At 70.6% G+C, this 20758-nt stretch carries 15 protein-coding genes and 6 pseudogenes; 15 read left to right on the forward strand and 6 right to left on the reverse strand.

Annotated elements, in window-relative coordinates; all coding sequences use genetic code 11:
* Nucleotides 1-204: pseudogene (locus ACFU3E_RS36630) on the forward strand (galactose-1-epimerase); the annotation flags it as partial.
* An 82-nt stretch (nucleotides 205-286) separates the two neighbouring features.
* Here ACFU3E_RS36630 and ACFU3E_RS36635 read toward each other — a convergent pair.
* The gene (locus ACFU3E_RS36635; RefSeq protein ID WP_384168589.1) at nucleotides 287-2767 is read right to left on the reverse strand and encodes a glycoside hydrolase family 3 C-terminal domain-containing protein; all 2481 of its coding nucleotides are present in this window, start codon (nucleotides 2765-2767) and stop codon (nucleotides 287-289) included.
* A 64-nt stretch (nucleotides 2768-2831) separates the two neighbouring features.
* On the opposite strand from ACFU3E_RS36635, the gene ACFU3E_RS36640 reads away from it, so the two are divergent.
* Nucleotides 2832-3425, forward strand: coding sequence for a TetR/AcrR family transcriptional regulator (locus ACFU3E_RS36640; RefSeq protein WP_384168592.1), 594 nt, complete (start codon nucleotides 2832-2834; stop codon nucleotides 3423-3425).
* 196 nt (nucleotides 3426-3621) lie between these two features.
* Here ACFU3E_RS36640 and ACFU3E_RS36645 read toward each other — a convergent pair.
* A pseudogene (locus ACFU3E_RS36645) lies at nucleotides 3622-3813 on the reverse strand (Rid family hydrolase); the annotation flags it as partial.
* On the opposite strand from ACFU3E_RS36645, the pseudogene ACFU3E_RS36650 reads away from it, so the two are divergent.
* Nucleotides 3788-3880, forward strand: a pseudogene (locus tag ACFU3E_RS36650) (LysR family transcriptional regulator); the annotation flags it as partial. The pseudogenes ACFU3E_RS36645 and ACFU3E_RS36650 sit on opposite strands and share 26 nt — an antisense overlap.
* Nucleotides 3881-4241: 361 nt before the next feature.
* Nucleotides 4242-5522, forward strand: a complete 1281-nt coding sequence (locus ACFU3E_RS36655) for a pyroglutamyl peptidase (RefSeq protein ID WP_384168595.1) — start codon at nucleotides 4242-4244, stop codon at nucleotides 5520-5522.
* On the opposite strand, the gene ACFU3E_RS36660 is transcribed toward ACFU3E_RS36655, so the two are convergent.
* Nucleotides 5473-6300 (reverse strand): EI24 domain-containing protein, encoded by an 828-nt coding sequence (locus ACFU3E_RS36660; protein WP_384168598.1) that lies wholly within the window; start codon nucleotides 6298-6300, stop codon nucleotides 5473-5475. The genes ACFU3E_RS36655 and ACFU3E_RS36660 overlap by 50 nt on opposite strands.
* Before the next feature lie 282 nt (nucleotides 6301-6582).
* Here ACFU3E_RS36660 and ACFU3E_RS36665 point away from each other — a divergent pair.
* Together ACFU3E_RS36665 and ACFU3E_RS36670 are read left to right on the forward strand one after the other, a co-directional pair.
* A pseudogene (locus tag ACFU3E_RS36665) lies at nucleotides 6583-7272 on the forward strand (hypothetical protein); the annotation flags it as partial.
* Nucleotides 7269-8414: a serine hydrolase domain-containing protein gene (locus tag ACFU3E_RS36670; RefSeq protein WP_384168600.1), complete on the forward strand. Its 1146-nt coding sequence runs from the start codon at nucleotides 7269-7271 to the stop codon at nucleotides 8412-8414. The pseudogene ACFU3E_RS36665 and the gene ACFU3E_RS36670, both read left to right, overlap by 4 nt.
* Nucleotides 8415-8482: 68 nt before the next feature.
* On the opposite strand, the pseudogene ACFU3E_RS36675 reads toward ACFU3E_RS36670, so the two are convergent.
* Nucleotides 8483-8838 (reverse strand): annotated as a pseudogene (locus ACFU3E_RS36675) (Ohr family peroxiredoxin); the annotation flags it as partial.
* 42 nt (nucleotides 8839-8880) lie between these two features.
* Complete coding sequence (locus ACFU3E_RS36680; RefSeq protein WP_384168603.1) at nucleotides 8881-9903, reverse strand: NADP-dependent oxidoreductase; 1023 nt, start codon at nucleotides 9901-9903, stop codon at nucleotides 8881-8883.
* 102 nt (nucleotides 9904-10005) lie between these two features.
* Between ACFU3E_RS36680 and ACFU3E_RS36685 the strand changes: the two genes are divergently transcribed.
* Both ACFU3E_RS36685 and ACFU3E_RS36690 read left to right on the forward strand, forming a co-directional pair.
* A complete protein-coding gene (locus ACFU3E_RS36685) occupies nucleotides 10006-10455 on the forward strand; it encodes a MarR family winged helix-turn-helix transcriptional regulator (RefSeq protein ID WP_384168606.1) in 450 nt (149 codons plus the stop codon).
* Between the two features lie 5 nt (nucleotides 10456-10460).
* Nucleotides 10461-10628 (forward strand): annotated as a pseudogene (locus tag ACFU3E_RS36690) (transposase); the annotation flags it as partial.
* A gap of 373 nt (nucleotides 10629-11001) precedes the next feature.
* Here the strand turns inward: ACFU3E_RS36690 and ACFU3E_RS36695 are convergent.
* Nucleotides 11002-11835 (reverse strand): hypothetical protein, encoded by an 834-nt coding sequence (locus ACFU3E_RS36695; RefSeq protein WP_384168609.1) that lies wholly within the window; start codon nucleotides 11833-11835, stop codon nucleotides 11002-11004.
* Between the two features lie 270 nt (nucleotides 11836-12105).
* Between ACFU3E_RS36695 and ACFU3E_RS36700 the strand changes: the two genes are divergently transcribed.
* The 7 genes from ACFU3E_RS36700 (at nucleotide 12106) to ACFU3E_RS36730 (ending at nucleotide 20648) form a co-directional block, all read left to right on the forward strand.
* On the forward strand, nucleotides 12106-13269 hold the full coding sequence (locus tag ACFU3E_RS36700) for a mandelate racemase/muconate lactonizing enzyme family protein (protein WP_031108125.1): 1164 nt from the start codon (nucleotides 12106-12108) through the stop codon (nucleotides 13267-13269).
* Nucleotides 13266-14270: a zinc-binding dehydrogenase gene (locus ACFU3E_RS36705; protein WP_384168612.1), complete on the forward strand. Its 1005-nt coding sequence runs from the start codon at nucleotides 13266-13268 to the stop codon at nucleotides 14268-14270. The genes ACFU3E_RS36700 and ACFU3E_RS36705 overlap by 4 nt, the downstream gene beginning before the upstream one ends.
* Nucleotides 14271-14381: 111 nt before the next feature.
* On the forward strand, nucleotides 14382-15350 hold the full coding sequence (locus ACFU3E_RS36710) for a hypothetical protein (protein WP_384168615.1): 969 nt from the start codon (nucleotides 14382-14384) through the stop codon (nucleotides 15348-15350).
* 142 nt (nucleotides 15351-15492) lie between these two features.
* Nucleotides 15493-16605 (forward strand): multiple monosaccharide ABC transporter substrate-binding protein, encoded by a 1113-nt coding sequence (chvE, locus tag ACFU3E_RS36715; RefSeq protein ID WP_384168618.1) that lies wholly within the window; start codon nucleotides 15493-15495, stop codon nucleotides 16603-16605.
* Nucleotides 16606-16651: 46 nt separating this feature from the next.
* On the forward strand, nucleotides 16652-18202 hold the full coding sequence (gene mmsA, locus ACFU3E_RS36720) for a multiple monosaccharide ABC transporter ATP-binding protein (RefSeq protein ID WP_384168621.1): 1551 nt from the start codon (nucleotides 16652-16654) through the stop codon (nucleotides 18200-18202).
* Nucleotides 18199-19443, forward strand: coding sequence for a multiple monosaccharide ABC transporter permease (gene mmsB, locus ACFU3E_RS36725; RefSeq protein WP_384168624.1), 1245 nt, complete (start codon nucleotides 18199-18201; stop codon nucleotides 19441-19443). Before mmsA ends, mmsB begins: the two co-directional genes overlap by 4 nt.
* 56 nt (nucleotides 19444-19499) lie before the next feature.
* Nucleotides 19500-20648 (forward strand): aldose epimerase family protein, encoded by a 1149-nt coding sequence (locus tag ACFU3E_RS36730; RefSeq protein ID WP_384168627.1) that lies wholly within the window; start codon nucleotides 19500-19502, stop codon nucleotides 20646-20648.
* The last annotated feature ends 110 nt before the right edge of the window (nucleotides 20649-20758 follow it).

Raw genomic sequence — 20758 nt, forward strand, 5'->3', positions numbered from 1 at the left:
GTGCTGACGGTGGCGACCACCGAGCCCGGTCTCCAGCTGTACACCGCCGATCACCTGGCCGGGCCTTTCGCGCCCGGCGACGGCATCGCGCTGGAGACGCAGCACTTCCCCGACTCGCCGAACCGGCCGGAGTTCCCGACGACCGTGCTGCGGCCGGGCGGGGTGTTCCGATCGGAGACGGTGTACGGGTTCGGCACTCGCTGAGGGGGCCCGTGACGGACCACGAGCCCCGGTCCGGAGGTCAGGTCCCGGACCGGGGCTGCCGGGTGGGGAAACTGGTCCCGGGTCAGACGTTAATCGTCGCGGTGATCCTGCGGTCCGTGATCGAGCGTCCGACCTGGATCTCGTACGAACCCTTCACAAACGACCACGATCCGGTCGCCTCGTCCCAGATCTCGAAGGCGCGGCGCGGCAGTTCGACGGTGACCTCGACGCTGTCGCCGGGGGCGGCCTCGACGCCCGCGAAGCCCGCGAGCCAGCGTGCCGGGCGGGTGGGGCCTGATTCGCCCCGGGAGAGGTAGAGCTGGACGACCTCGCGGCCGGGGCGGTCGCCGGTGTTGCGCAGGTGGACCTTGGCTGTGGTCCCCCCGGCGGTCTCCTCCACCTCGACGAAGTCGTAGGTCCAGTCGGTGTAGCCGAGGCCGTGGCCGAAGGGGTAGGCGGGGCTGCGGCCGTGCTTCTCCCAGGCGCGGTAGCCGATGAAGACGCCTTCCTCGTAGGGGAGTTCGCCGTTCTCCGGGACGACCTGGGTGACCGGGGCGTCGGCGAGGGTGCCCCAGGTGGTGGGGAGGCGGCCGCCGGGCTCGTGGGTGCCGGTGAGGACGTCCGCGAGGGCCGCGCCGCCCTCCTGGCCGGGGAACCAGGACAGGAGCACGGCGGCGACGTCGTCGCGCCACGGCAGTTCCACCGGGGAGCCGGAGTTGACGACCACGACGGTGTTCGGGTTGGCGGCGGCGACGGCCCGGACCAGGTCGTCCTGGCGTCCGGGCAGACGCAGGTCGGTGCGATCGAAGCCCTCGGACTCGACGCGGTCGGTGGTGGCGACCACGACGACGGCCGTGTCGGCGGCCCGGGCGGCCGCGGCGGCCTCGGCGATCAGCTCGTCGGCGTCGCGCTGCGGGTCCTGGTGGGCGAAGGTGAAGCCGATGACCCGCATGGGGTGGTCGCCGAGCGGCGGGACCGTGTAGGTGAGGGAGACCTCGACCGGTTCACCCGCGGTGAGTTCGGGCCGGGCATGGGGCACCGGGGCACCGAAGAAGGCCGCGAAGGGATCGCCGTCCTCGGCGGGCCGCTGGACGTCGTCGAAGTACGTGGTGCCGGCGACGGTCAGCCTGAAGGGGCCGAGGCCCTTGAAGCCGAAGGTGTGCGTGCCGCTCTCGCGCGGGGTGAAGGTGCCGGTCAGTTCGACGCTGTGCAGGTTGTCGTGCGTGACGCCGTCGGGGAGGTCGGCGCCCATCCACTGGATGTGGCCGCTGGGGGCCGAGCGCGTGCCGATGACCTGGCCGGCCGCGTCACGGCAGACGGCACGCAGCTCGAAGCCCTGGTCGGCGACGGGGAGTTCGGTGTTGGGGTCGGCGCCGAGGGCGTAGGTGAGGGTGCCGTCGGGGAGGGCGGCGGTGAGGCCGTCGAGCGGGGAGACGACCCGGGCGGGGAAGACGGTGGCGGAGCCGCCGCCGAGGACGCGGGCGTCGCGTGCGGCGGCTCCGATCAGCGCGATGCGGCCGGGCTTAAGCGGCAGGGCGTCGTTCTCGTTGCGGACGAGGACGAAGGAGCGGCGGGCGAGTTCGCGGGCGAGCGCCTCGCCGTCGACGGTTCCGGGCAGGTCGGTGACGGCCGGTTCGGCGTCCTCCAGGACGCCGGCCCGGGCGGCCAGGCGCAGGACGCGGCGGACGGCCTCGTCGACCAGGGCCTCGTCCGCCTCGCCGTCCCGCACGGCCCGGGCGAGGGCTTCGCCGTAGACGGTGCCGGGGCCGGGCATGGCGATGTCGAGGCCGCCGGTGAGGGCGCCGGTGGTGGAGCGGGCGGCGGTCCAGTCGGAGACGTTGACGCCGTCGAAGCCCCACTCGCCGCGCAGGACCTCGTTGACCAGGTGGTGGTGCTCGGTCATGGTCGGGCCGTTGACGGAGTTGTAGGCGGTCATGATGCCCCAGGGGCGGGCGTTCTCGACGATCGCCTCGAAGGGGGCCAGGTACAGCTCGCGCAGGGCGCGTTCGCCGACGAGGTTGTTCACGGTGAGGCGGTCGGTCTCGGCGTCGTTGGCGACGAAGTGCTTGACGGTGGTGCCGACGCCGCCGGACTGGACGCCGCGGACGTACGCGGTGCCGATCCGCCCGGTGAGGTACGGGTCCTCGCTGTAGGCCTCGAAGTGGCGGCCGCCGAGCGGGGAGCGGTGCAGGTTGACCGTGGGGGCGAGCAGCACGTGGACGCCCTTGCGGCGGGCCTCCTGGGCCAGCAGCACACCGGCCCGGTACGCCAGGCCGGGGTCCCAGGTGGCGGCGAGGGCGGTCGGGGAGGGCAGGGCGACGGACGGGTCGTCGGCGCTCCAGTGCACTCCGCGGACCCCGACCGGGCCGTCGGACATGACCAGTGAGCCCAGCCCCGCCTCCGGCAGCGCGGGCAGGCTCCACATGTCCTGGCCGGCCAGGAGCCGCGTCTTGGCGTCCAGGTCGAGCTTGCCGAGGGCGGCCTCGACCGCCGCCTCGCGCCGTACCTCTGCTGTCTCCGCCACGTCGGCACCTCCACGTCGAAAGCCGCTGGATGTCACCATCGTGCCCGGACTGCCTGTGGCACGGTAGGTTTCGTTATCTCCTCGTAATGGGAGGCGGTTCGGCATGTCGTACGGTGACGCCATGACGGCCAGGACGAGAAGCGAGGAACGGCGCGCGGAGATCGTGCGGGCCGCTCTGGAGGTGATCGCGGAGCGCGGTTACCGGGGGGCGAGCCTGGCCGCGGTCGCCGAACGGGTCGGGCTCACCCAGCAGGGGCTGCTGCACCACTTCCCGACGAAGGAGGCGCTGCTGGTCGCGGTGCTCCGGGAGCGGGACCGGTGGGACGCGATGCCCGCCGGGCGGTTGCGGCTCGACCTGCTGGCGTCGCTGGTCGAGTACAACGCCATGCGGCCCGCCATCGTCCAGACCTTCTCGGCACTGCTCGGCGAGAGCGTGACGGAGGAGCATCCGGCCCGGACGTACTTCACGGAGCGCTATGTCGGGGTGCGGGCCGGCATGGCCGAGGTGCTGCGCGCCGAGTACGGCGACCGCCTGCCGAGCGGCCTCACCCCCGAGCGGGCGGCGCCGCTCCTCGTGGCGGTCCTGGACGGGCTGCAGTACCAGTGGCTGCTGGACCCGGAATCGGTGGACATGGCGTCCGCGTTCCGTGACTTCCTGACCCTGCTCGGCGAGAACGAGACCGAGGACGACGGCTGAACCAGTGCTGCGGCAGGCAACGTTTGCCCGTCGAGGAGCGGCGTCCGGTGCGTGCTCTCGGCGTGCCGGCCGGAAGTCCTCGTACTGGTTGTACTCGGGCTTTCGGCCGGTGCGGCGAGTGGGGGTCCCCCCTGCTCGAAGAGCTCGGGGGAGCGTGCCGGGCGTCGCGACGGGGCGAACGTTGCCTGTCGCGGCACTAGCGGGCCGGTACGGCGGCCACGACCTCAACCTCGACGAGGGCCTCCGGGCGGAACAGCCGGGCCGCCTCGAAGGTCATGCTGGTCGGCGGGGTCCCGGTGAGGAACTGCCGTCGCACGGCGCCGTATTCGTCCAGCCGCGAGACGTCGGTCAGGTACGTGCGGATGTTGACGACGTCGGCCACGGGGGCGGCACGCACACTCGGCTGGACGCAGTCCGCGGTGTCTCGGCAAGTCGCCTCGCTGGAGGCCGCGTTGGGCGGCGGCCCGCTGTTCGACCGGCTGCCGCGCGGGGTGGCGCCGACCGAGGCGGGGCGGCTGCTGGTGCCGTACGCCGAGACGGTCACGGCCGCGCTGCACGACGCCCGGCGCGAACTCGGCGCCCTGCGCGAGGCGGCGGCGCCTCGGCCCGGGCGGTGTACGCGGCGACCGTGCGCGGCCGGTCGCCGACCCCCGCGGCCTCGGCCTTCCTGGGCGCGGTGCGGGAGGCGACGGCGAAGATTCCCGCCTGAGGGGTCCTCGCACCATGAGCGCCGCCCATGGCGTGGACCACACCCGTCACGCGATACTGCGGCCGTCCGGCACCGACCCCCCACCGCGACGGAAGGCCTGAACACCCTTGAAGTCCCTACGCGTTCGCCTCGGCGTCCTCGGCCTCGCCCTGCTCACCGGCTTCACCACCCCGACGGCCGCGAGCGCCGCCCGGGCGGCCCCCTCCCCCACCGTCGAGGAGCAACGGCTGGGCAGAGCCGTCCCTCAGGAGATCCTGCGCCGTTCCGGGTTCGACACCGTGGCCCCGAGGTTCGCCGAAGCGCTGGATGCGGCCCGCTCCTACGGGCAGGCCCGCCGGGCGGTGGCGCGCGAGGGATCGCGGCTGTGGCAGCGTGCGGTCGACCGGGCGCAGGGGCGCGGACCGGCGGAATACGAAGGGCGCGAAGCGCTTCCTTGGAAGGGCGGTGGTGGGCGACGGGCGGGCCTCAGCCAGGACGACGACCGGCCGCTGTACTGGGCGCGGCTCGGCATGACGCGTGATCTGCGCACCTGGGAGCCGGAGTTCGGCCTGACGGACGGGCAGCGGGCCGCGCTGCTGGACGAGCTGGAGCGCAGCTCGCGCGGCCAGAACGCCATCCGCTATCCACACGGCCATGGCCTGAAGCGGATCCTGCTCACCGGATTCGACCCGTTCACCCTGGACCGGGACATCCGTATCTCCAACCCGTCCGGGGCCACCGCGCTGGCCCTCGACGGCACGGTGATCGAGACGGCGGACGGCCCGGCCCGGATCGAGACGGCCGTGTTCCCGGTGCGCTGGCAGGACTTCACCGACGGCACGGTGGAGCGGACCCTGCGGCCTCACCTGCCGAAGATCGACCTGTTCACGACGGTGAGCCAGGGCCGGGCCGGGCGGTTCGACATCGAGCGGACCAACGGGGCCTGGCGGGGCGGCTTCGGGGACAACGACAACATCGGCCGCACCGAGATCGTGCCGGTGTCCGACCCGGCCTCGCAGCCGCAGTGGACGACGACCACGCTGCCCCACGCGGCGATCGTCGCCGCGCAGACCGGCCGCTTCCCGGTGTACGACAACACCGGCGTCACCGAGATCCCGGCCGGCGGCACCGAGCCCGTCGTACGTCCCGACGGGCCGACGCCCGGCTCGACCGCCCGCGCGGGCGGGGGCGGGGACTACCTGTCCAACGAGATCGCCTACCGGGCGACCCTGCTCCGGGACCGGCTGGGGCTGCACGGCACGCTGCCGGGCGGGCATGTGCACACGCCGGTGCTGCAGTTCGGCGCGGGGAACACCACCGAGGTCACCGACCCGGAGTTCGTGCGGAACCGGCTGGACATCATCGCCCAGGTGCGGGCGATCCTGAGGGTGGCTGCGGAAGGGTCTTAGCTGCCCGGTCGTCCTCGTCGCCGCCCTCTTGGACGTCCTCGCCCAGCAGATCACGCGCCATGAGGGTGGCGCCCGCGACGGCGCCCGGCATCAGGAACACCGCGACGAAGGGCACCAGAAAGGCCACGGCGAGCGGTGTGCCGAAGCCCCAGACGAGGGTCTTGCGGGAGCGCAGCAGGGTGAGGCGGGTGCGCAGTTCGACACTGCGGCGCTGGAGGGCGACGGCGGTCAGTTCCTCGGTGAGGAAGAACCCGGTGACGAAGAACCCGAGCACCGGGACGGCCGTCTGCCCGATCACCGGGACGAAGCCGCAGGCGAACAGCAGCACACCCCACAGGGCGGCCCGCGCCACGATCCGGAGGCTGTCGCGGGCGGAGATCCACAGCTCGCGCCAGAGCGGCAGCCCCGACTCGGGGGCGTACCCGTCCGGGGACACGTCCCGGTCGACCCTCTCGGAGAGAGTCTCGTAGAAGGGCTGCCCGATCAGCAGGGTCACCGCGGTGAACGTCACGACGGACAGGAGCAGGGCGAGGACGAACAGTACGGCGGTGAGGAAACCGCGGAAGAGCCCGAGCCACGGGCTCGACCAGTCGTCGGCGAACGGTGTCGCCCAGGTCACGGCGTCCTCGCCCCACAGGGCCAGCGCGACCAGCGCCACCGCGTACAGGGCGAGGGTGATCAGGCCGGGGAGCAGCCCGAAGCCGTAACTCCTCCCGTGCCGGGCCACCCATCGCTGGCCCTTCAGGAGGTACCGGAAACCCGTCCTTAGATCGCGCATGGGGAAACCCTATCCGGGCCCGTGTCGCGCTCCCGGCGCGCTCCGGTCACACCGCTGTCACAGGCAGCCCCGGTCAGGTGATGCCCGCCGGGAGAGCCGTCCGGGTCAACGGTGACACCAACGCGCCCTTGTTGCCGTTGAGTCGAACCGGTACACCTCGCCGTACCGATCTCAGGAAGCCCCAGGAGGAGGTACGCGTGCGCACCACGAGAACCGTTCCTGCGAGACCCGTACGGATCGCCGCCCTCACCCTCGCCACGGCGGGTTCGCTCCTGCTCGCCCCGGCGCCGCTGGCGCGGACCCGCGAACGTGCCGCCGGCCGACGGCCGGGACATCAGCGGCACGGTCGCGGTGATGTACGGCATCTCCGGCTGGAGCCTGGGCAGTCCGTGGGGCGCCACGGTCGAGCGGGTGCCGTCGGGCAGCCCGCGGGGCGCGCCCCTGCACACGATCAGCGAGGCCGCACCGGTCGCCCACCTGCCCGCGCACGGCAGCCACCGGCTGCGCCGGACCGATCCGCGTGAGGGCGCCGCCCTCGCCTTCCTGCTCCGGCGGGGCGTCCCGGTCCGGCGGACGGCGGACGGCGGCGCGATCGCCGTCGAGCCGGTGGAGGGCGACGCGGACGCGAACGGTGTGGTGCGGGTGGTGAATTCGGGCTCCGTCACACGCGACGCCCCGGGCCACGGCTTCGTCCACGCCCCGCTCTGGTTCACCGGCCCGGGCCCCGGCGTCCGCGTGGAGCAGCCGTACGCGACCGGGAACCCGCTGGTCTCCGGGCACTGGCGGCCGCTGCCCGGCGGCACCGGTGGTCCCGCCGCTGCCGCCGGGCAGGCTTCGGTCGTCAGCGGAGGCCGCACGGTCCTGTTCGGCACCGAACCACTCTTCCGGGACCACCCCAAGGGGGAATTCCCGCAGGTGGCGAGGGCATTGTTCACAGTGGCACACAGCGCTTCAGTCAAGGAGAGCGGATGACGCAGGAGATCCACGGCACCGTGGCGGACGGCTTCGAGGCGGTGCGCGAGGAGTTCACCGCGTTCGTCGCCGGGGAGCGAGCCGACTACGAGGGGCAGCTGTGCGCCTACGTCCGCGGCCGGAAGGTCGTCGACCTGTGGGCGGGGACCGGCGCGGACGCCCTCTACGGTGTGTTCTCGTCCACCAAGGGCGCCGCCTACCTGGTCGTGGCTCTGCTCGTCCAGGACGGCACGCTCGAGCTGGACCGCAAGGTGACGTACTACTGGCCGGAGTTCGCGGCCGAGGGCAAGGGCGCCCTGACACTGCGGGATCTGCTGGCGCACCGGGCGGGCGTGGTCGGTACGGACACCGGCTTCACGCTCGCCGAGCTGGCCGACGACCGCCAGCTCGCCGAACGCCTCGCCGACCAGCGGCCGTTCTGGCGCCCCGGCACGGCGTTCGGCTATCACGCGCTGGTCGCCGGCGCCCTGGCCGGCGAGGTCGTACGCCGCGCGACGGGCCGCACGCTCCAGGAGGTCTACCAGGAGCGGATCAGGGTCCCGTACGGGCTGGACGTCCACCTGGGGCTGCCCGCGCCCCAGGAGCCCCGCTTCCGCACCACCCAGCCGATGGCCCCGACCCCGGACCAGCAGGCCCTGCTCGACGAGGCGCCCACGGGCCCGCACTCACTCACCTCGATCGCCTTCAACCGCAACGCCACGGAGCCGACCGACCTCGTCTCCCTGCCGAACATGCCGCTGATCCGCGCCAAGGGGCCGGCGTCGGTGGGCGGGGTGGCGTCCGCGCGGGGCCTGGCGGGGATGTACGCGGCGGCGATCAGCGAGGTGGGCGAGCAGCCGGCGCTGCTGAAGCCGGACACGGTGGCGGAGTTCGGCCAGTTCCACTCGACCGGCTACGACCTGGTGGCCCGGGCCCACAAGTCGTTCGGGCTCGGCTTCCAGATGACGGCTGACACGTGGCACCCGTTCCTCGGCGCCGGGACGATCGGGCACAGCGGCGCGGGCGGCTCCCAGGCCTTCGCGGACCCGTGGAGCGGCCTCGCCTACGGCTACACGCGCCGCCGGTTCGCCTTCCCGGGCGGGGCGGCGCAGGAGAACGGCCGACTGGTGCGGGCGGTCCACGCGGCGGCGCTGGCCCTCTGAGCCCGGGCACGGGCGGAGGCCGCACCCCACGTCCAAGGGTGCGGCCTCCGCGTACGCAACGACTGTGGTCAGACCAGCGTCACGGTGATGTCGTCGCGGGTCGCCTTCGCGTACGGGCGGACCTCGTGGGCCTTCTCGATCAGTGACCGGGCGACACCCCGGTCCACCTGGGGAATGTCGGCCGCTGTCTCGACGATGATCCCGAAGCCGTCCCCGTTCTTGCCGAGGCCGACCGTTGCGATAGGGGTCTCCCCTGCTCGAACGAAGTTGAGAGCTTGGGGAAGGCCGAACCGGAGAGGTCGGCTCCCTCCCGACGGGCGACGACACCGAGAGCACCCTGGAAGCAGGCGCTGTACCCGGCGGCGAACAGCTGCTCCGGGTTGGTGCCGGCGCCGCTCCCGCTCGCGCCCGGACCGGGGCGGATTCGGAAATAAGTTACCGCATGTCGGAATCTTGAAGGAAGGTGTCAGAGCTTGACGATCATCTTCCCGGTGTTGTCGCCGCGCAGCACGCCCAGGAACGCCTCCAGGTTGTTCTCGATGCCCTCGACGACGGTCTCCCGGTACTTCAGCCGACCGGAGGCGACCCAGGGGGCGACCTCCTGCACGAACTGCGGCTGCAGGTCGTAGTGGTCCCCGACCAGGAAGCCCTCGATGCGGCCGCGGGTCGCGATCAGGCGGGCGAGGTTCTTCGGGCCCGGGGCGGGCTCGGTGTTGTTGTAGACGGAGATCATCCCGCAGACGGCGATCCGGCCACCCTGGTTGAGGGAGCCGATGGCCGCCTCCAGGTGGTCACCGCCGACGTTGTCGAAGTAGACGTCGATCCCGTCGGGGGCGGCGGCGCGCAGCTGCTCGCCGACGGGCCCGTCCTTGTAGTTGAAGGCGGCGTCGAAGCCGTACTCCTCCACGAGGAGCTTCACCTTCTCGTCCGACCCGGCGGAGCCGATGACCCGCGAGGCGCCCTTCAGCTTGGCGATCTGCCCGACCTGACCGCCCACGGCGCCGGCGGCACCGGACACGAAGACGGTGTCGCCCTCCTTGAAGGCGGCGGTCCGCAGCAGGCCCGCGTAGGCGGTGAGGCCGGTCATGCCCAGCACACCGAGGTACGTCGACAGCGGCGCGGCCTCCGGGTCCACCTTCACGGCGCTCTTCGCGCCGACGACCGCGTACTCACGCCACCCGAAGAAGTGCAGGACGTGATCCCCGACGGACAGCCCCTCTGCGTTCGAGGCCACGACCTCGCCGACGGCACCGCCCTGCATGACCTTGCCGAGCTCGAAGGGGGCGACGTAGGACTTCGCGTCGCTCATGCGGCCACGCATGTACGGGTCCACGGAGAGGTACTTGTTCCGGACGAGGACCTGTCCCTCACCCGGCTGCGGAACCTCCGCCTCGACGAAGGCGAAGTCCTCGGGCTTCGGCCAGCCGACGGGACGGCTCGCCAGGTGCCACTCACGGCTGACGGCGGGGAGGGTGGGGGTGTCGGTCATGATGCGCCTTACCTCACTGGCTCGATGCGAATGTTTCAGTACCTGAAACAACCATGCTCCTGAAAATTTCAGGTTGTCAAATGACCGAGTACCCTCGATGACATGGCCTCCACCACACCGACACCCCCGAACACGACCAGCCGTCAGGATCCGCTGACCCTCGAGGTCGTCGAGCTGATCGGGGAGGTCGTGGCGCGGTTCCACGAGGACTACGAGTCGGCGGCCGCGGAGCATGCCCTGACCGGCGCGCAGGCACGGCTGCTCAGCCTGCTCTGCCTCGAGCCGCTGCCGATGCGCAGGCTCGCCCGGCAGCTCAAGTGCGAGCCGTCCAATGTGACGGGGATCGTGGACCGGCTGGAGGCGCGCGGGCTGGCCGAGCGGCGCCCGGATCCCGCCGACCGCCGGGTGAAGGTGGCGGCGGCGACGGCGGAGGGGCGGCGGGTGGCCCGGAGCCTGCGGGAGTCTCTGCGGTTCGCCCGTGAGCCCCTGGCCGGGCTCTCCGAGGGCGAGCGGGTGGCGCTGCGGGACACGCTGCGGCGGATGCTGGGCTGACGCACCTCAAGGGCGTCTCCGTCCGGCTCCTGCGCAAGGAGTACGACGCCCACGTCCGCCGGCACCTGCGGGGCGGACACTTCTGGTCCGGCTCCTACTTCGCCGGAAGCTGCGGCGGGACACCGCTGACCGTCGTACGCCAGTACATCGAAAACCAGCAGCGCCCCGTGTAACGGCCGTCACAGGCCCGGGTCAACCGTACAGACCCGTGCCCACTGCCGAGCTCAGAGCAGTCTTGAGACGCGCTTCACCTCCGCCCTGAAGGACGGGGCACTGCACAAGATCAAAGGTGGAGGGCGTCGATGTCACCCGGGACGAAGGGCGTGGGCGGTGCGGTAGGCGCTCACGGCCTCCTCGACCCGCCCCAGCCGGAGGTGGGTGAACCCAGCAGCGAGTGGACTCCTGGATGGAGGGACCCAGGTCGCGCGCCGTCAGCAGGCAGGCGCGGGCCTGGGTGAACTCATCGAGATCCAGGTGACAATGGGCCAGTTCCATATGGTATTCCGGCATTCTGCCGTCGAGTTCGAGCAGGTGCCGGTAGACCCGCTACGTGCACCACCAGAGGAACCGTTCACACGGCTCGGACGCGGACGGTTCCGGTTCCGGGGCCCGGGTGGTCGGGTCCGAGGTCGGGGCCGGGTCCGGAGCCGTCGGGGCCGCGGTGGGAGCCGACGCCTGGCGGCTGGGGGTGCCTCCCGCCGTCGCCGGCCCGGGATCCTTCGTCGGTTCGTCACCCTTCGGGGGCTCCGACGTCTCACCCTTCGGGGATCCGGAGGCGGACGGCGAGGCAGATGCCTCCGGCGAGGCAGAGCCTGACGGGCTTTCAGTCCCAGGGCCCTTGCCGGCCGAACCGCCGCCCGACCGCCCCGCCTCCCCCGAGGCGTCCCCGTCCGCCGACTCGCCTCCGGCCGCGGCCGGCTTCGGGGTCGACCTGGGGGCGTCCATGCCGAGCTCCGCGAGGCTCAGACCACCCGCGGCCAGCACGAACCCGGCCGCGACGAACAGGGTCCGGCGCCGCCGACGGCGGTGTGCGGCGGCCTTGCGGTCCCGCCGGCTCGATCCGCCCGGACCGTCCGCGGCCGGGCCGCGCCCGCGCCCGCGCCGCCGGGCGGCGCGCCCCACGGGCGCGGCGTCGCCTTCGCCGTCGTCATCGCCGTATGCCTCGGCGTATCCGTCGTCGGAGGCGTCCGGCGCGTCCGGCTCGTCGATGCCGTCCGACCCCGCCGGTCTCTCCGGCACCTCACCTGCGTGCCCGGGCGCGGTGGCACCGTACCCGCCGTACTCCGGCTCGCGCCGGCGCAGCGTTTCGGCCGAGGTGCCGCACCCCGGGCAGGCAAGGGCGCCGTTGAGGTGCCGTCGGCACGGGTCGCAGTAGTCCATGACGCGGGAAGGTTAAGTTCCGCGCAGGTCACGTTCCTAGATCTTGCTGTGAATGTTCTGTAGGGACACGACTCACCCGTGGTTTCGAAACTGTCGAAACCGTTATGCGCGCGACCCATTGACACCCCCGCCACCCGATCCTTACTGTCACGCCAGCATTTCGAACGTGTGCCGAAATCTCGAACAGACCGAGTCGCCGGACCACGAGCGGGACGCTGACGGAACACACTGACGAAAACCGAGCCGACGAAGCTGCGAGGGACAACCGCCGTGCGCATCACCGGAATCAGCACACACGTGGTCGGGACGCCGTGGCGCAACCTGACGTACGTCCAGGTGCACACCGACGAGGGGATCACCGGAGTCGGCGAGACCCGGATGCTGGGACACACCGACGCCCTTCTCGGTTACCTGAGGGAGGCCGAGGCCAATCACATTCTCGGCTCCGACCCCTTCGCTGTCGAGGACCTCGTCAAGCGCATGAAGTACGGCGACTACGGCCGTGCGGGCGAGATCGTCATGTCCGGCATCGCCGTGATCGAGATGGCGTGCTGGGACATCAAGGGCAAGGCCCTGGGGGTCCCCGTCTGGCAGCTGCTGGGCGGCAAGGTCACCGACAAGGTCAAGGCGTACGCCAACGGCTGGTACACCACCGAGCGGACCCCGGAGGCCTACCACAAGGCCGCCCAGGGCGTCATGGAGCGTGGCTACCGGGCGCTCAAGATCGACCCCTTCGGCACCGGCCACTTCGAGCTGGACCACCAGCAGACCCTGTACGCCGTCTCCCTGATCGAGGCGGTCCGCGACGCCATCGGCCCCGAGGCCGAGCTGATGCTGGAGATGCACGGCCGCTTCTCCCCCGCCACGGCCGTGCGCCTGGCCAAGGAGCTGGCGCCGTTCAAGCCGGCGTGGCTGGAGGAGCCGGTCCCGCCGGAGAACCTCAAGGCGCTGGAGAAGGTCGCCGCCAAGGTGGACATGCCGGTCGCCACCGGTGAGCGCATCCACGACCGGATCGAGTTCCGGGAGCTGTTCGAGAGCCAGGCCGTGGACATCATCCAGCCGGACGTCGGCCACATCGGTGGCATCTGGGAGACCAGGAAGCTCGCGGCGACCGCCGAGACCCACTACATGCTGGTGGCTCCGCACAACGTGGGCGGCTCGGTCCTGACCGCCGCGTCCCTCCAGGTCGGCTTCACCTCCCCGAACTTCAAGATCCTCGAGCACTTCAACGACTTCGCCGACGCGGAGATCAAGAAGGTCGTCAAGGGCGCCCCGCAGGTGAACCCGGAGGACGGCTGCTTCCACCTCTCCGACGCCCCCGGCCTCGGTGTGGAGCTGGACGTCGATGCCGCCGCCGAGTTCCCCCAGCAGCAGGCCCGTTTCGACCTCTGGGCGGAGGGCTGGGAACAGCGCAAGCCGAAGGGTGCGCAGTGAGCACCGCGGTCGTCATCGACGCCCCGGGCGAGCACCGTCTCGTCCCGCACGAGCCCCGGCGGCCCGAGGCCGGCGAGGCGCTGGTCCGGGTGCACGCCTGCGGGATCTGCGGCAGCGACCGCGAGGTCCACCAGGGCAACCGCCCCGAGGGCTACGTGCGCTACCCGCTGACCCCGGGCCACGAGTGGTCCGGGACGGTCCAGGCCGTGGGCGCCGGCGTCCCGGGATCCCTCGTGGGCCGCAAGGTCGTCGGTGAGGGCTTTCGAAACTGCCAGGTCTGCGACCGCTGCCACGCGGGCGACACGACCCTGTGCACGGCCGGCTACGAGGAGACCGGGTTCACCCAGCCGGGCGCGATGGCGGCCACGCTGACCCTCCCGGCCCGCCTCCTGCATGCCCTCCCGGACGACTGCGACCTCACGGCCGCGGCCCTCCTGGAGCCCGCCGCCTGTATCGCGGCCGCCGCGCTGAAGGGCAACGCACAGCCCGGCGAGCGCGTCGCCGTGGTCGGCACCGGCACCCTCGGCATGTTCGCCGTGCAGTTCCTCAGGGCGAACTCGCCCGCCGAGCTGCTGGTCGTCGGCACCCGCCGGGACCGCGAGGCACTGTCGCGGCAGTACGGCGCGACGGACTTCCGGACCAAGGACCAGGAACTCCCGGACGACTTCGACGTGGTGATCGAGACGGCCGGGTCCGCGGACGCCGCCCGGATCTCGGCCGGCCTGCTCAGGCGGGGCGGCCGGCTGGTCCTGACCGGCATCCCGGCACCGGGCGCCGACGGTCTCGACCCGACCGACCTCGTCGTACGGCAGCTGGAGGTGCACACCGTCTTCGGTGCGCCGCCGGACGCCTGGGCGCACACGGTGCGGGTGTTCGCCGCCGGTCTGCTCGATCCGCTGCCGCTGGTGACGCACGAGCTGCCGCTCACCGAGTTCTCGCAGGCCATCGAGCTGGTCGGGGCCGGCGATCCGAAGGTGGGCAAGGTCCTGCTCCGCCCCTAGACGTACGCCGGTACGGGGGCAACCTGACGGCGCCCGTACCGGCGTACACCCAGCCTTGACACACCCAGAGCCGCGAACCTCGTCCGAAATATCGAACCGAAGGACATTCCTGTGACCGACGCTTCCGCCACGGCAGCCCGCAGGCCCGGTGAGCAGGCGCTCACCGCCCTGGGTCTGAGTGCGCCCGCCCCCGACCCCGCCGACGCCTCTCCGCACTCCTTCCCCGGCGGCGGCCGCTGGCGCACCGAGATCCCCTCCTGCGAGGGTCCCGAGGCGCTGGCGGTGGTCCTGAAGGAGGCCTCGCGGCTGGACGTGCCGATCCACCGGATCAGCCAGGGCAGCGGCGTGTGGATGCTGACCGACGCCGAGATCACCGAGATGGTCGAGTCGACCGGCGAACGCGACATCGAGCTCTGCCTGTTCACCGGCCCGCGCGGCACCTGGGACATCGGCGGGTCCACGCGCACCGACTCGCGGGGGGCCGGACTGCGCGCCCGCGGCCACGACGCCGTCGCGGGCTGTGTCGAAGACGCCGTCAGAGCGACGGAGTTGGGCGTCAAGTGCCTGCTCGTCGCCGACGAGGGCGTGCTGTGGACACTGCACCGGGCGCGAGTTGCCGGGATCATCCCGGCCGACACGACGCTCAAGGTCTCCGCGCTCATCGGCCCCGTCAACCCGGCCGCGTACGCGGTCTACGAGCGCCTGGGCGCCGACTCGGTCAACGTGCCCAGCGACCTGACGCTCGATCACCTCACCGAGATACGGCGGGTGTCGGGCGCTCCGATGGACATGTACATCGAGGCCCCCGACGACCTCGGCGGCTACGTGCGGATGTACGAGGTCGCCGAACTCATCCGGCGCGGCGCCCCGTTGTACCTGAAGTTCGGCCTGTCCAAGGCGCCCGGGATCTACCCCTACGGGCACCACATGCGGGAGCTGACCCTGGCCACCGCCAAGGAACGCGTCCGGCGCGGCCGGCTCGCCCTGGATCTCCTGGCCCGCCACGGAGCGGACGGCGACATGGCGCCGCTCGGCTCACGGCTGCCGGGCGATCTGCAACGGTTCGAAATTTCGTCATAACGTTCCGGAAACTCAGCTTCACAAAAGAAGACACAGCCGACCACAATCCGACACATCTCTTCTCGGTCTTTCCGGCACGACCACCCGGAGCGACCTCGCGCCCTCCAGACCGAGCCCTGCACACAGATCAAGGATGATCATCATGCGTAACCGCAGAGCCTCTCTCGCCGCCATAGCCGGAGCCGCGTCCCTCGCCCTCGCCCTGTCCGCCTGCGGTCAGAACAGCGAGGGCGGCAGCAACGAGAGCGACGGTGACACCAAGGGCGGGACCATCGGCATCGCGATGCCGACCAAGTCCTCCGAGCGCTGGATCGCCGACGGCAACAACGTCAAGAAGGACCTGGAGTCCAAGGGCTACAAGACCCAGCTGGTCTACGGCGAGGACGACCCGGACCAGCAGGTCTCGCAGATCGAGAACCTGATCACCCAGGGTGTGAAGGCGCTGATCGTCGCGGCCATCGACAACAAGTCGATGAACAACGTGCTCCAGCAGGCCAAGGAAGCCGACATCCCGGTCATCTCCTACGACCGCCTGATCCTCGGCACGGAGAACGTCGACTACTACGCGTCGTTCGACAACGAGAAGGTCGGCGAGCTCCAGGGCACCTACATCGTCGAGAAGCTCGGCCTGAAGGACGGCTCCAAGAAGGGCCCCTTCAACATCGAGCTGTTCGCCGGCTCCAACGACGACAACAACACCCGCTACTTCTTCCAGGGCGCGATGAACGTCCTGCAGCCCTACATCGACAAGAAGCAGCTCGTCGTCCGCTCCGGCCAGACCGAGCTGACCCAGGTCACCACCCTGCGCTGGGACGGCGGCACCGCCCAGAAGCGCATGGACGACATCCTGACCTCGTCCTACAAGCGCGAGCGGGTCGACGCGGTCCTCTCCCCCTACGACGGCATCTCCATCGGCATCCTGTCGGCGCTGAAGTCCGACGACTACGGCTCCAAGAGCAAGCCGCTGCCGGTCGTCACCGGCCAGGACGCCGAGCTCGCCTCCGTGAAGTCGATCATCGCCGACCAGCAGTCGATGACCGTCTACAAGGACACCCGCGAGCTCGCCAAGGTGGCCTCGAACATGGTCGACGCGCTGCTGAACGACAAGAAGCCCGAGGTCAACGACACCAAGACCTACGACAACGGCGCGAAGGTCGTCCCGGCCTACCTGCTGGAGCCGGTCGCCGTGGACAAGAGCAACTACCAGAAGGAAGTCGTCGACTCCGGCTACATCAAGGCGGGCGACCTCAAGTAGTCCCCGCCACCGACCGACGATTCACCACGGATTGGAAGGCACGACCATGGCGGGACCCGTCCTGGAAATGCGCTCGATCGTCAAGACCTTTCCCGGCGTCAAGGCGCTGTCGGACGTCACACTGACCGTCCGGCAGGGCGAGGTCCACGCCATCTGCGGGGAGAACGGCGCCGGCAAGTCGACCTTGATGAAGGTCCTCTCCGGCGTCCACCCGCACGGCACCTACGAGGGCGACATCCTCTTCGAGGGAGAGGTCTGCCAGTTCAAGGACATCCGGGCCAGCGAAGAGCACGGCATCGTGATCATCCACCAGGAACTGGCCCTGGTGCCCTACCTCTCCCTCGCGGAGAACATCTTCCTCGGCAACGAGCACGCCACCCGCGGGATCATCAGCTGGACCGAGACCCTGCGGCACGCCACCGAACTGCTGCGCCGGGTCGGTCTCTCCGACCACCCGGACACCCGCGTCGCCGACATCGGCGTGGGCAAGCAGCAGCTCGTGGAGATCGCGAAGGCCCTGTCGAAGAAGGTGAAGCTGCTCATCCTGGATGAGCCGACCGCCGCGCTGAACGACGAGGACAGCGGCAAACTCCTGGACCTGATCCTGGAGTTGAAGAAGCAGGGCATCACCTCGATCATCATCTCCCACAAGCTCAACGAGATCCGCAGGGTCGCCGACTCGGTGACGATCCTCCGCGACGGCCAGACCATCGAGACCCTCGATGTGAAGGCCGCGGAGACGACCGAGGACCGGATCATCAGCGGCATGGTGGGCCGCGACCTGGAGCACCGCTTCCCTGAGCGGTCGCCGCACGAGCCCGAGGAGGGGGCGGCGCCCGCCCTGGAGATCCGCAACTGGACCGTGCACCACCCGATCGACCAGCACCGCAAGGTCGTCGACGACGTGTCCCTCCAGGTGCGCCGCGGCGAGATCGTCGGCATCGCGGGCCTGATGGGCGCCGGCCGCACCGAGCTCGCGATGAGCGTCTTCGGCCGGACGTACGGCCGGTACGCGGGCGGCACGGTCCTCAAGGACGGCACGGAGATCCGCACGAAGTCCGTCCCCGAGGCGGTCAAGCACGGCATCGCGTACGTCACCGAGGACCGCAAGCACTACGGCCTCAACCTCATCGACACCATCAACCGGAACATCTCGCTGAGCGCCCTGGGCAAGGTCGCCAAGCGCGGTGTGGTCGACGAGCACGAGGAGCGGCAGGTCGCCGAGGGCTTCCGCAAGTCCATGAACATCAAGGCGCCGACCGTCTTCGAGCCGGTGGGCAAGCTGTCCGGCGGCAACCAGCAGAAGGTCGTCCTCAGCAAGTGGATCTTCTCGGGCCCGGAGGTGCTGATCCTGGACGAGCCGACGCGCGGCATCGACGTCGGTGCCAAGTACGAGATCTACACGGTCATCGACCAGCTGGCCGCCCAGGGCAAGGCGGTCGTCTTCATCTCGTCCGAGCTGCCCGAGCTGCTCGGCATGTGCGACCGCATCTACACGATGGCCGCGGGGCGGCTGACGGGTGAGTTCTCGCGGGCCGAGGCCTCCCAGGAATCGCTGATGCGTCAGATGACGAAGGACAAAGAGGTAACCCGATGAGCACGGACGTGACCGCCAAGAGCCCGGCCCCCGCGCCGCCGGGCAAGAGCGGAGGGGCCGCGGGAGGCGGCCTGCTGCAGCTGGTGATGGACGGCATGCGCCGCAACATGCGGCAGTACGGCATGCTGATCGCCCTGGGCCTGATCGTGGCCCTGTTCGCCGTGTGGACCGACGGCGACCTGCTGCTGCCGCGCAACGTCTCCAACCTGGTGCTGCAGAACAGCTACATCCTCATCCTCGCGATGGGCATGATGCTGGTGATCATCGCCGGCCACATCGACCTGTCGGTCGGATCACTGACGGCGTTCATCGGCTCGATGGCGGCCGTGTTCATGGTCAGGAACGATCTGCCCTGGCCGGTCGCGGTGATCCTGTGTCTGGCGGTGGGCGCGCTCGCGGGCGCCATCCAAGGGTTCTTCATCGCCTACGGCGGCATACCGTCGTTCATCGTGACCCTCGCGGGCATGCTGATCTGGCGCGGCCTGACCGAGATCTTCCTGGAGGGCCAGACGCTCGGCCCGTTCCCGCGGGGCCTGCAGAAGATGGCCAACGGCTTCCTGCCCGAAGTCGGCCCGAACACCAACTACCACAACCTCACGCTGCTGCTGGGCTTCGCGCTGATCGCCTTCGTGGTCTTCCAGGAGATCCGTGACCGCAGGCGGCAGCAGGAGTTCTCGCTCGACGTCCCGCCCACCAGCCTGTTCCTGCTGAAGCTGGTCGCGCTCGGCGCCGCCATCCTCACCCTGACGATGCTGCTGGCCAGCTACAAGGGCACCCCGATCGTGCTGCTCGTCCTGGGCGTGCTGCTCGTCGGCTTCGGCTACGTGATGCGCAACGCGATCATCGGCCGCCACATCTACGCGATCGGCGGCAACCTCCCGGCGGCCAAGCTGTCGGGTGTGAAGGACAAGAAGGTCACCTTCCTTGTCTTCCTGAACATGGGCATGCTCGCGGCCCTGGCGGGTCTGGTCTTCGCCGCCCGCTTCAACGCGGCCTCTCCCAAGGCCGGCCTCAACTTCGAGCTGGAGGCGATCGCCGCCTCGTTCATCGGCGGCGCGTCGATGAGCGGCGGTGTCGGCACCGTCCTCGGCGCGATCATCGGTGGTCTGGTCCTGGGCGTGCTGAACAACGGTATGAACCTCGTCGGCATCGGCACCGACTGGCAGCAGGTCATCAAGGGCATGGTGCTGCTGGCGGCGGTCGGGTTCGACGTGTGGAACAAGCGCAAGGTCGGTTCATAAGTCAGATCGGGGCCCCGCCACCAGGCGGGGCCCTCTCCTTATCGGGAGCGGCACACATGGAACTGAACAGACGCACGGTCATCGCGGGAGCCGCGGCGGCGGGCATAGCCGCCACCACGCTCGGCGGCACGGCGCACGCCACGGGAGGCAGGAAGCCGGTGAAGACGCTCTTCGGCAAGCTCGCCGACGGCACCAGGGTCCACAGCTGGTCGCTGGAGAACGGCGGCACCCGCCTGAAGGTCCTCTCCTACGGCGGCATCGTCCAGTCGCTGGAGATCCCCGACCGCCGCGGCCGCTACGCCAACGTCTCCGCCGGGTTCGACAACATCGAGGACTACGTCGCCAAGAGCCCGTACTTCGGCGCGCTGATCGGCCGCTACGGCAACCGCATCGGCAAGGGCAAGTTCACCCTGGACGGCAAGGACTACCAGCTGTCCGTCAACGACGGTGAGCAGAGCCTGCACGGCGGCGCCAAGGGCTTCGACAAGCGCGTGTGGGACATCGAGCCGTTCACCAAGGGCTCGGATGTCGGTCTGCACCTGTACTACACGTCCGTCGACGGCGAGATGGGCTACCCGGGCACGCTCAAGACCAAGGTGACCTATACGCTCACCCGGCACGGCGACTGGCGCGTCGACTACGAGGCCACCACCGACAAGGCCACCGTCGTCAACCTCACCAGCCACGTCTACTTCAACCTCGCCGGCGAGGGCAGCGGCACGATCGAGGACCACGAGCTCCAGATCGCCGCCTCCCGCTACACGCCCACCGACTCGGGCCTGATCCCCACGGGCGAGCTGGCCAAGGTCGCGGGCACCCCCTTCGACTTCCGCCGCGCCAAGCCGATCGGCCGGGACATCCGCGTCTCGCACCCGCAGCTGGTGACCGCCAAGGGCTTCGACCACAACTGGGTCCTGGACAAGGGCATCACCGCCCGGCCCGAGCCCGTCGCCACTCTGCGTGACCCGGGCTCCGGCCGCACGATGAAGATCGCCACGAACGAGCCGGGCCTGCAGTTCTACTCCGGCAACTTCCTCGACGGCACGCTGACCGGCCCGTCCGGCCGCACCTACCGGCAGGGCGACGCCCTGTGCCTGGAGACGCAGCACTTCCCGGACTCGCCGAACAAGCCGACGTTCCCGTCGACCGTGCTGCGGCCCGGGCAGACGTACCGGACGACGACGATCCACTCGTTCGGCTGCTGAGGCCACTGACAGGCCTTCACAGGCTGGACACAAGTTCTGACCGTTTTCCCGACGGTTGAACGGTGCCCCGGTGGTCTCCGTATGAATGGGCGGCCCGCGCTCCCCCGCGC

Source organism: Streptomyces sp. NPDC057424 (assembly GCF_042803315.1).
GTDB lineage: Bacteria > Actinomycetota > Actinomycetes > Streptomycetales > Streptomycetaceae > Streptomyces.

Coding starts and splice junctions, on each gene's coding strand:
- ACFU3E_RS36680 (WP_384168603.1), bottom strand. CDS start 9,903: ATGACCGACACCCCCACCCTCCCCGCCGTCAGCCGTGAGTGGCACCTG.
- ACFU3E_RS36730 (WP_384168627.1), top strand. CDS start 19,500: ATGGAACTGAACAGACGCACGGTCATCGCGGGAGCCGCGGCGGCGGGC.
- ACFU3E_RS36695 (WP_384168609.1), bottom strand. CDS start 11,835: ATGGACTACTGCGACCCGTGCCGACGGCACCTCAACGGCGCCCTTGCC.
- ACFU3E_RS36635 (WP_384168589.1), bottom strand. CDS start 2,767: ATGGTGACATCCAGCGGCTTTCGACGTGGAGGTGCCGACGTGGCGGAG.
- chvE (WP_384168618.1), top strand. CDS start 15,493: ATGCGTAACCGCAGAGCCTCTCTCGCCGCCATAGCCGGAGCCGCGTCC.
- ACFU3E_RS36685 (WP_384168606.1), top strand. CDS start 10,006: ATGGCCTCCACCACACCGACACCCCCGAACACGACCAGCCGTCAGGAT.
- mmsA (WP_384168621.1), top strand. CDS start 16,652: ATGGCGGGACCCGTCCTGGAAATGCGCTCGATCGTCAAGACCTTTCCC.
- mmsB (WP_384168624.1), top strand. CDS start 18,199: ATGAGCACGGACGTGACCGCCAAGAGCCCGGCCCCCGCGCCGCCGGGC.
- ACFU3E_RS36670 (WP_384168600.1), top strand. CDS start 7,269: ATGACGCAGGAGATCCACGGCACCGTGGCGGACGGCTTCGAGGCGGTG.
- ACFU3E_RS36640 (WP_384168592.1), top strand. CDS start 2,832: ATGTCGTACGGTGACGCCATGACGGCCAGGACGAGAAGCGAGGAACGG.
- ACFU3E_RS36660 (WP_384168598.1), bottom strand. CDS start 6,300: ATGCGCGATCTAAGGACGGGTTTCCGGTACCTCCTGAAGGGCCAGCGA.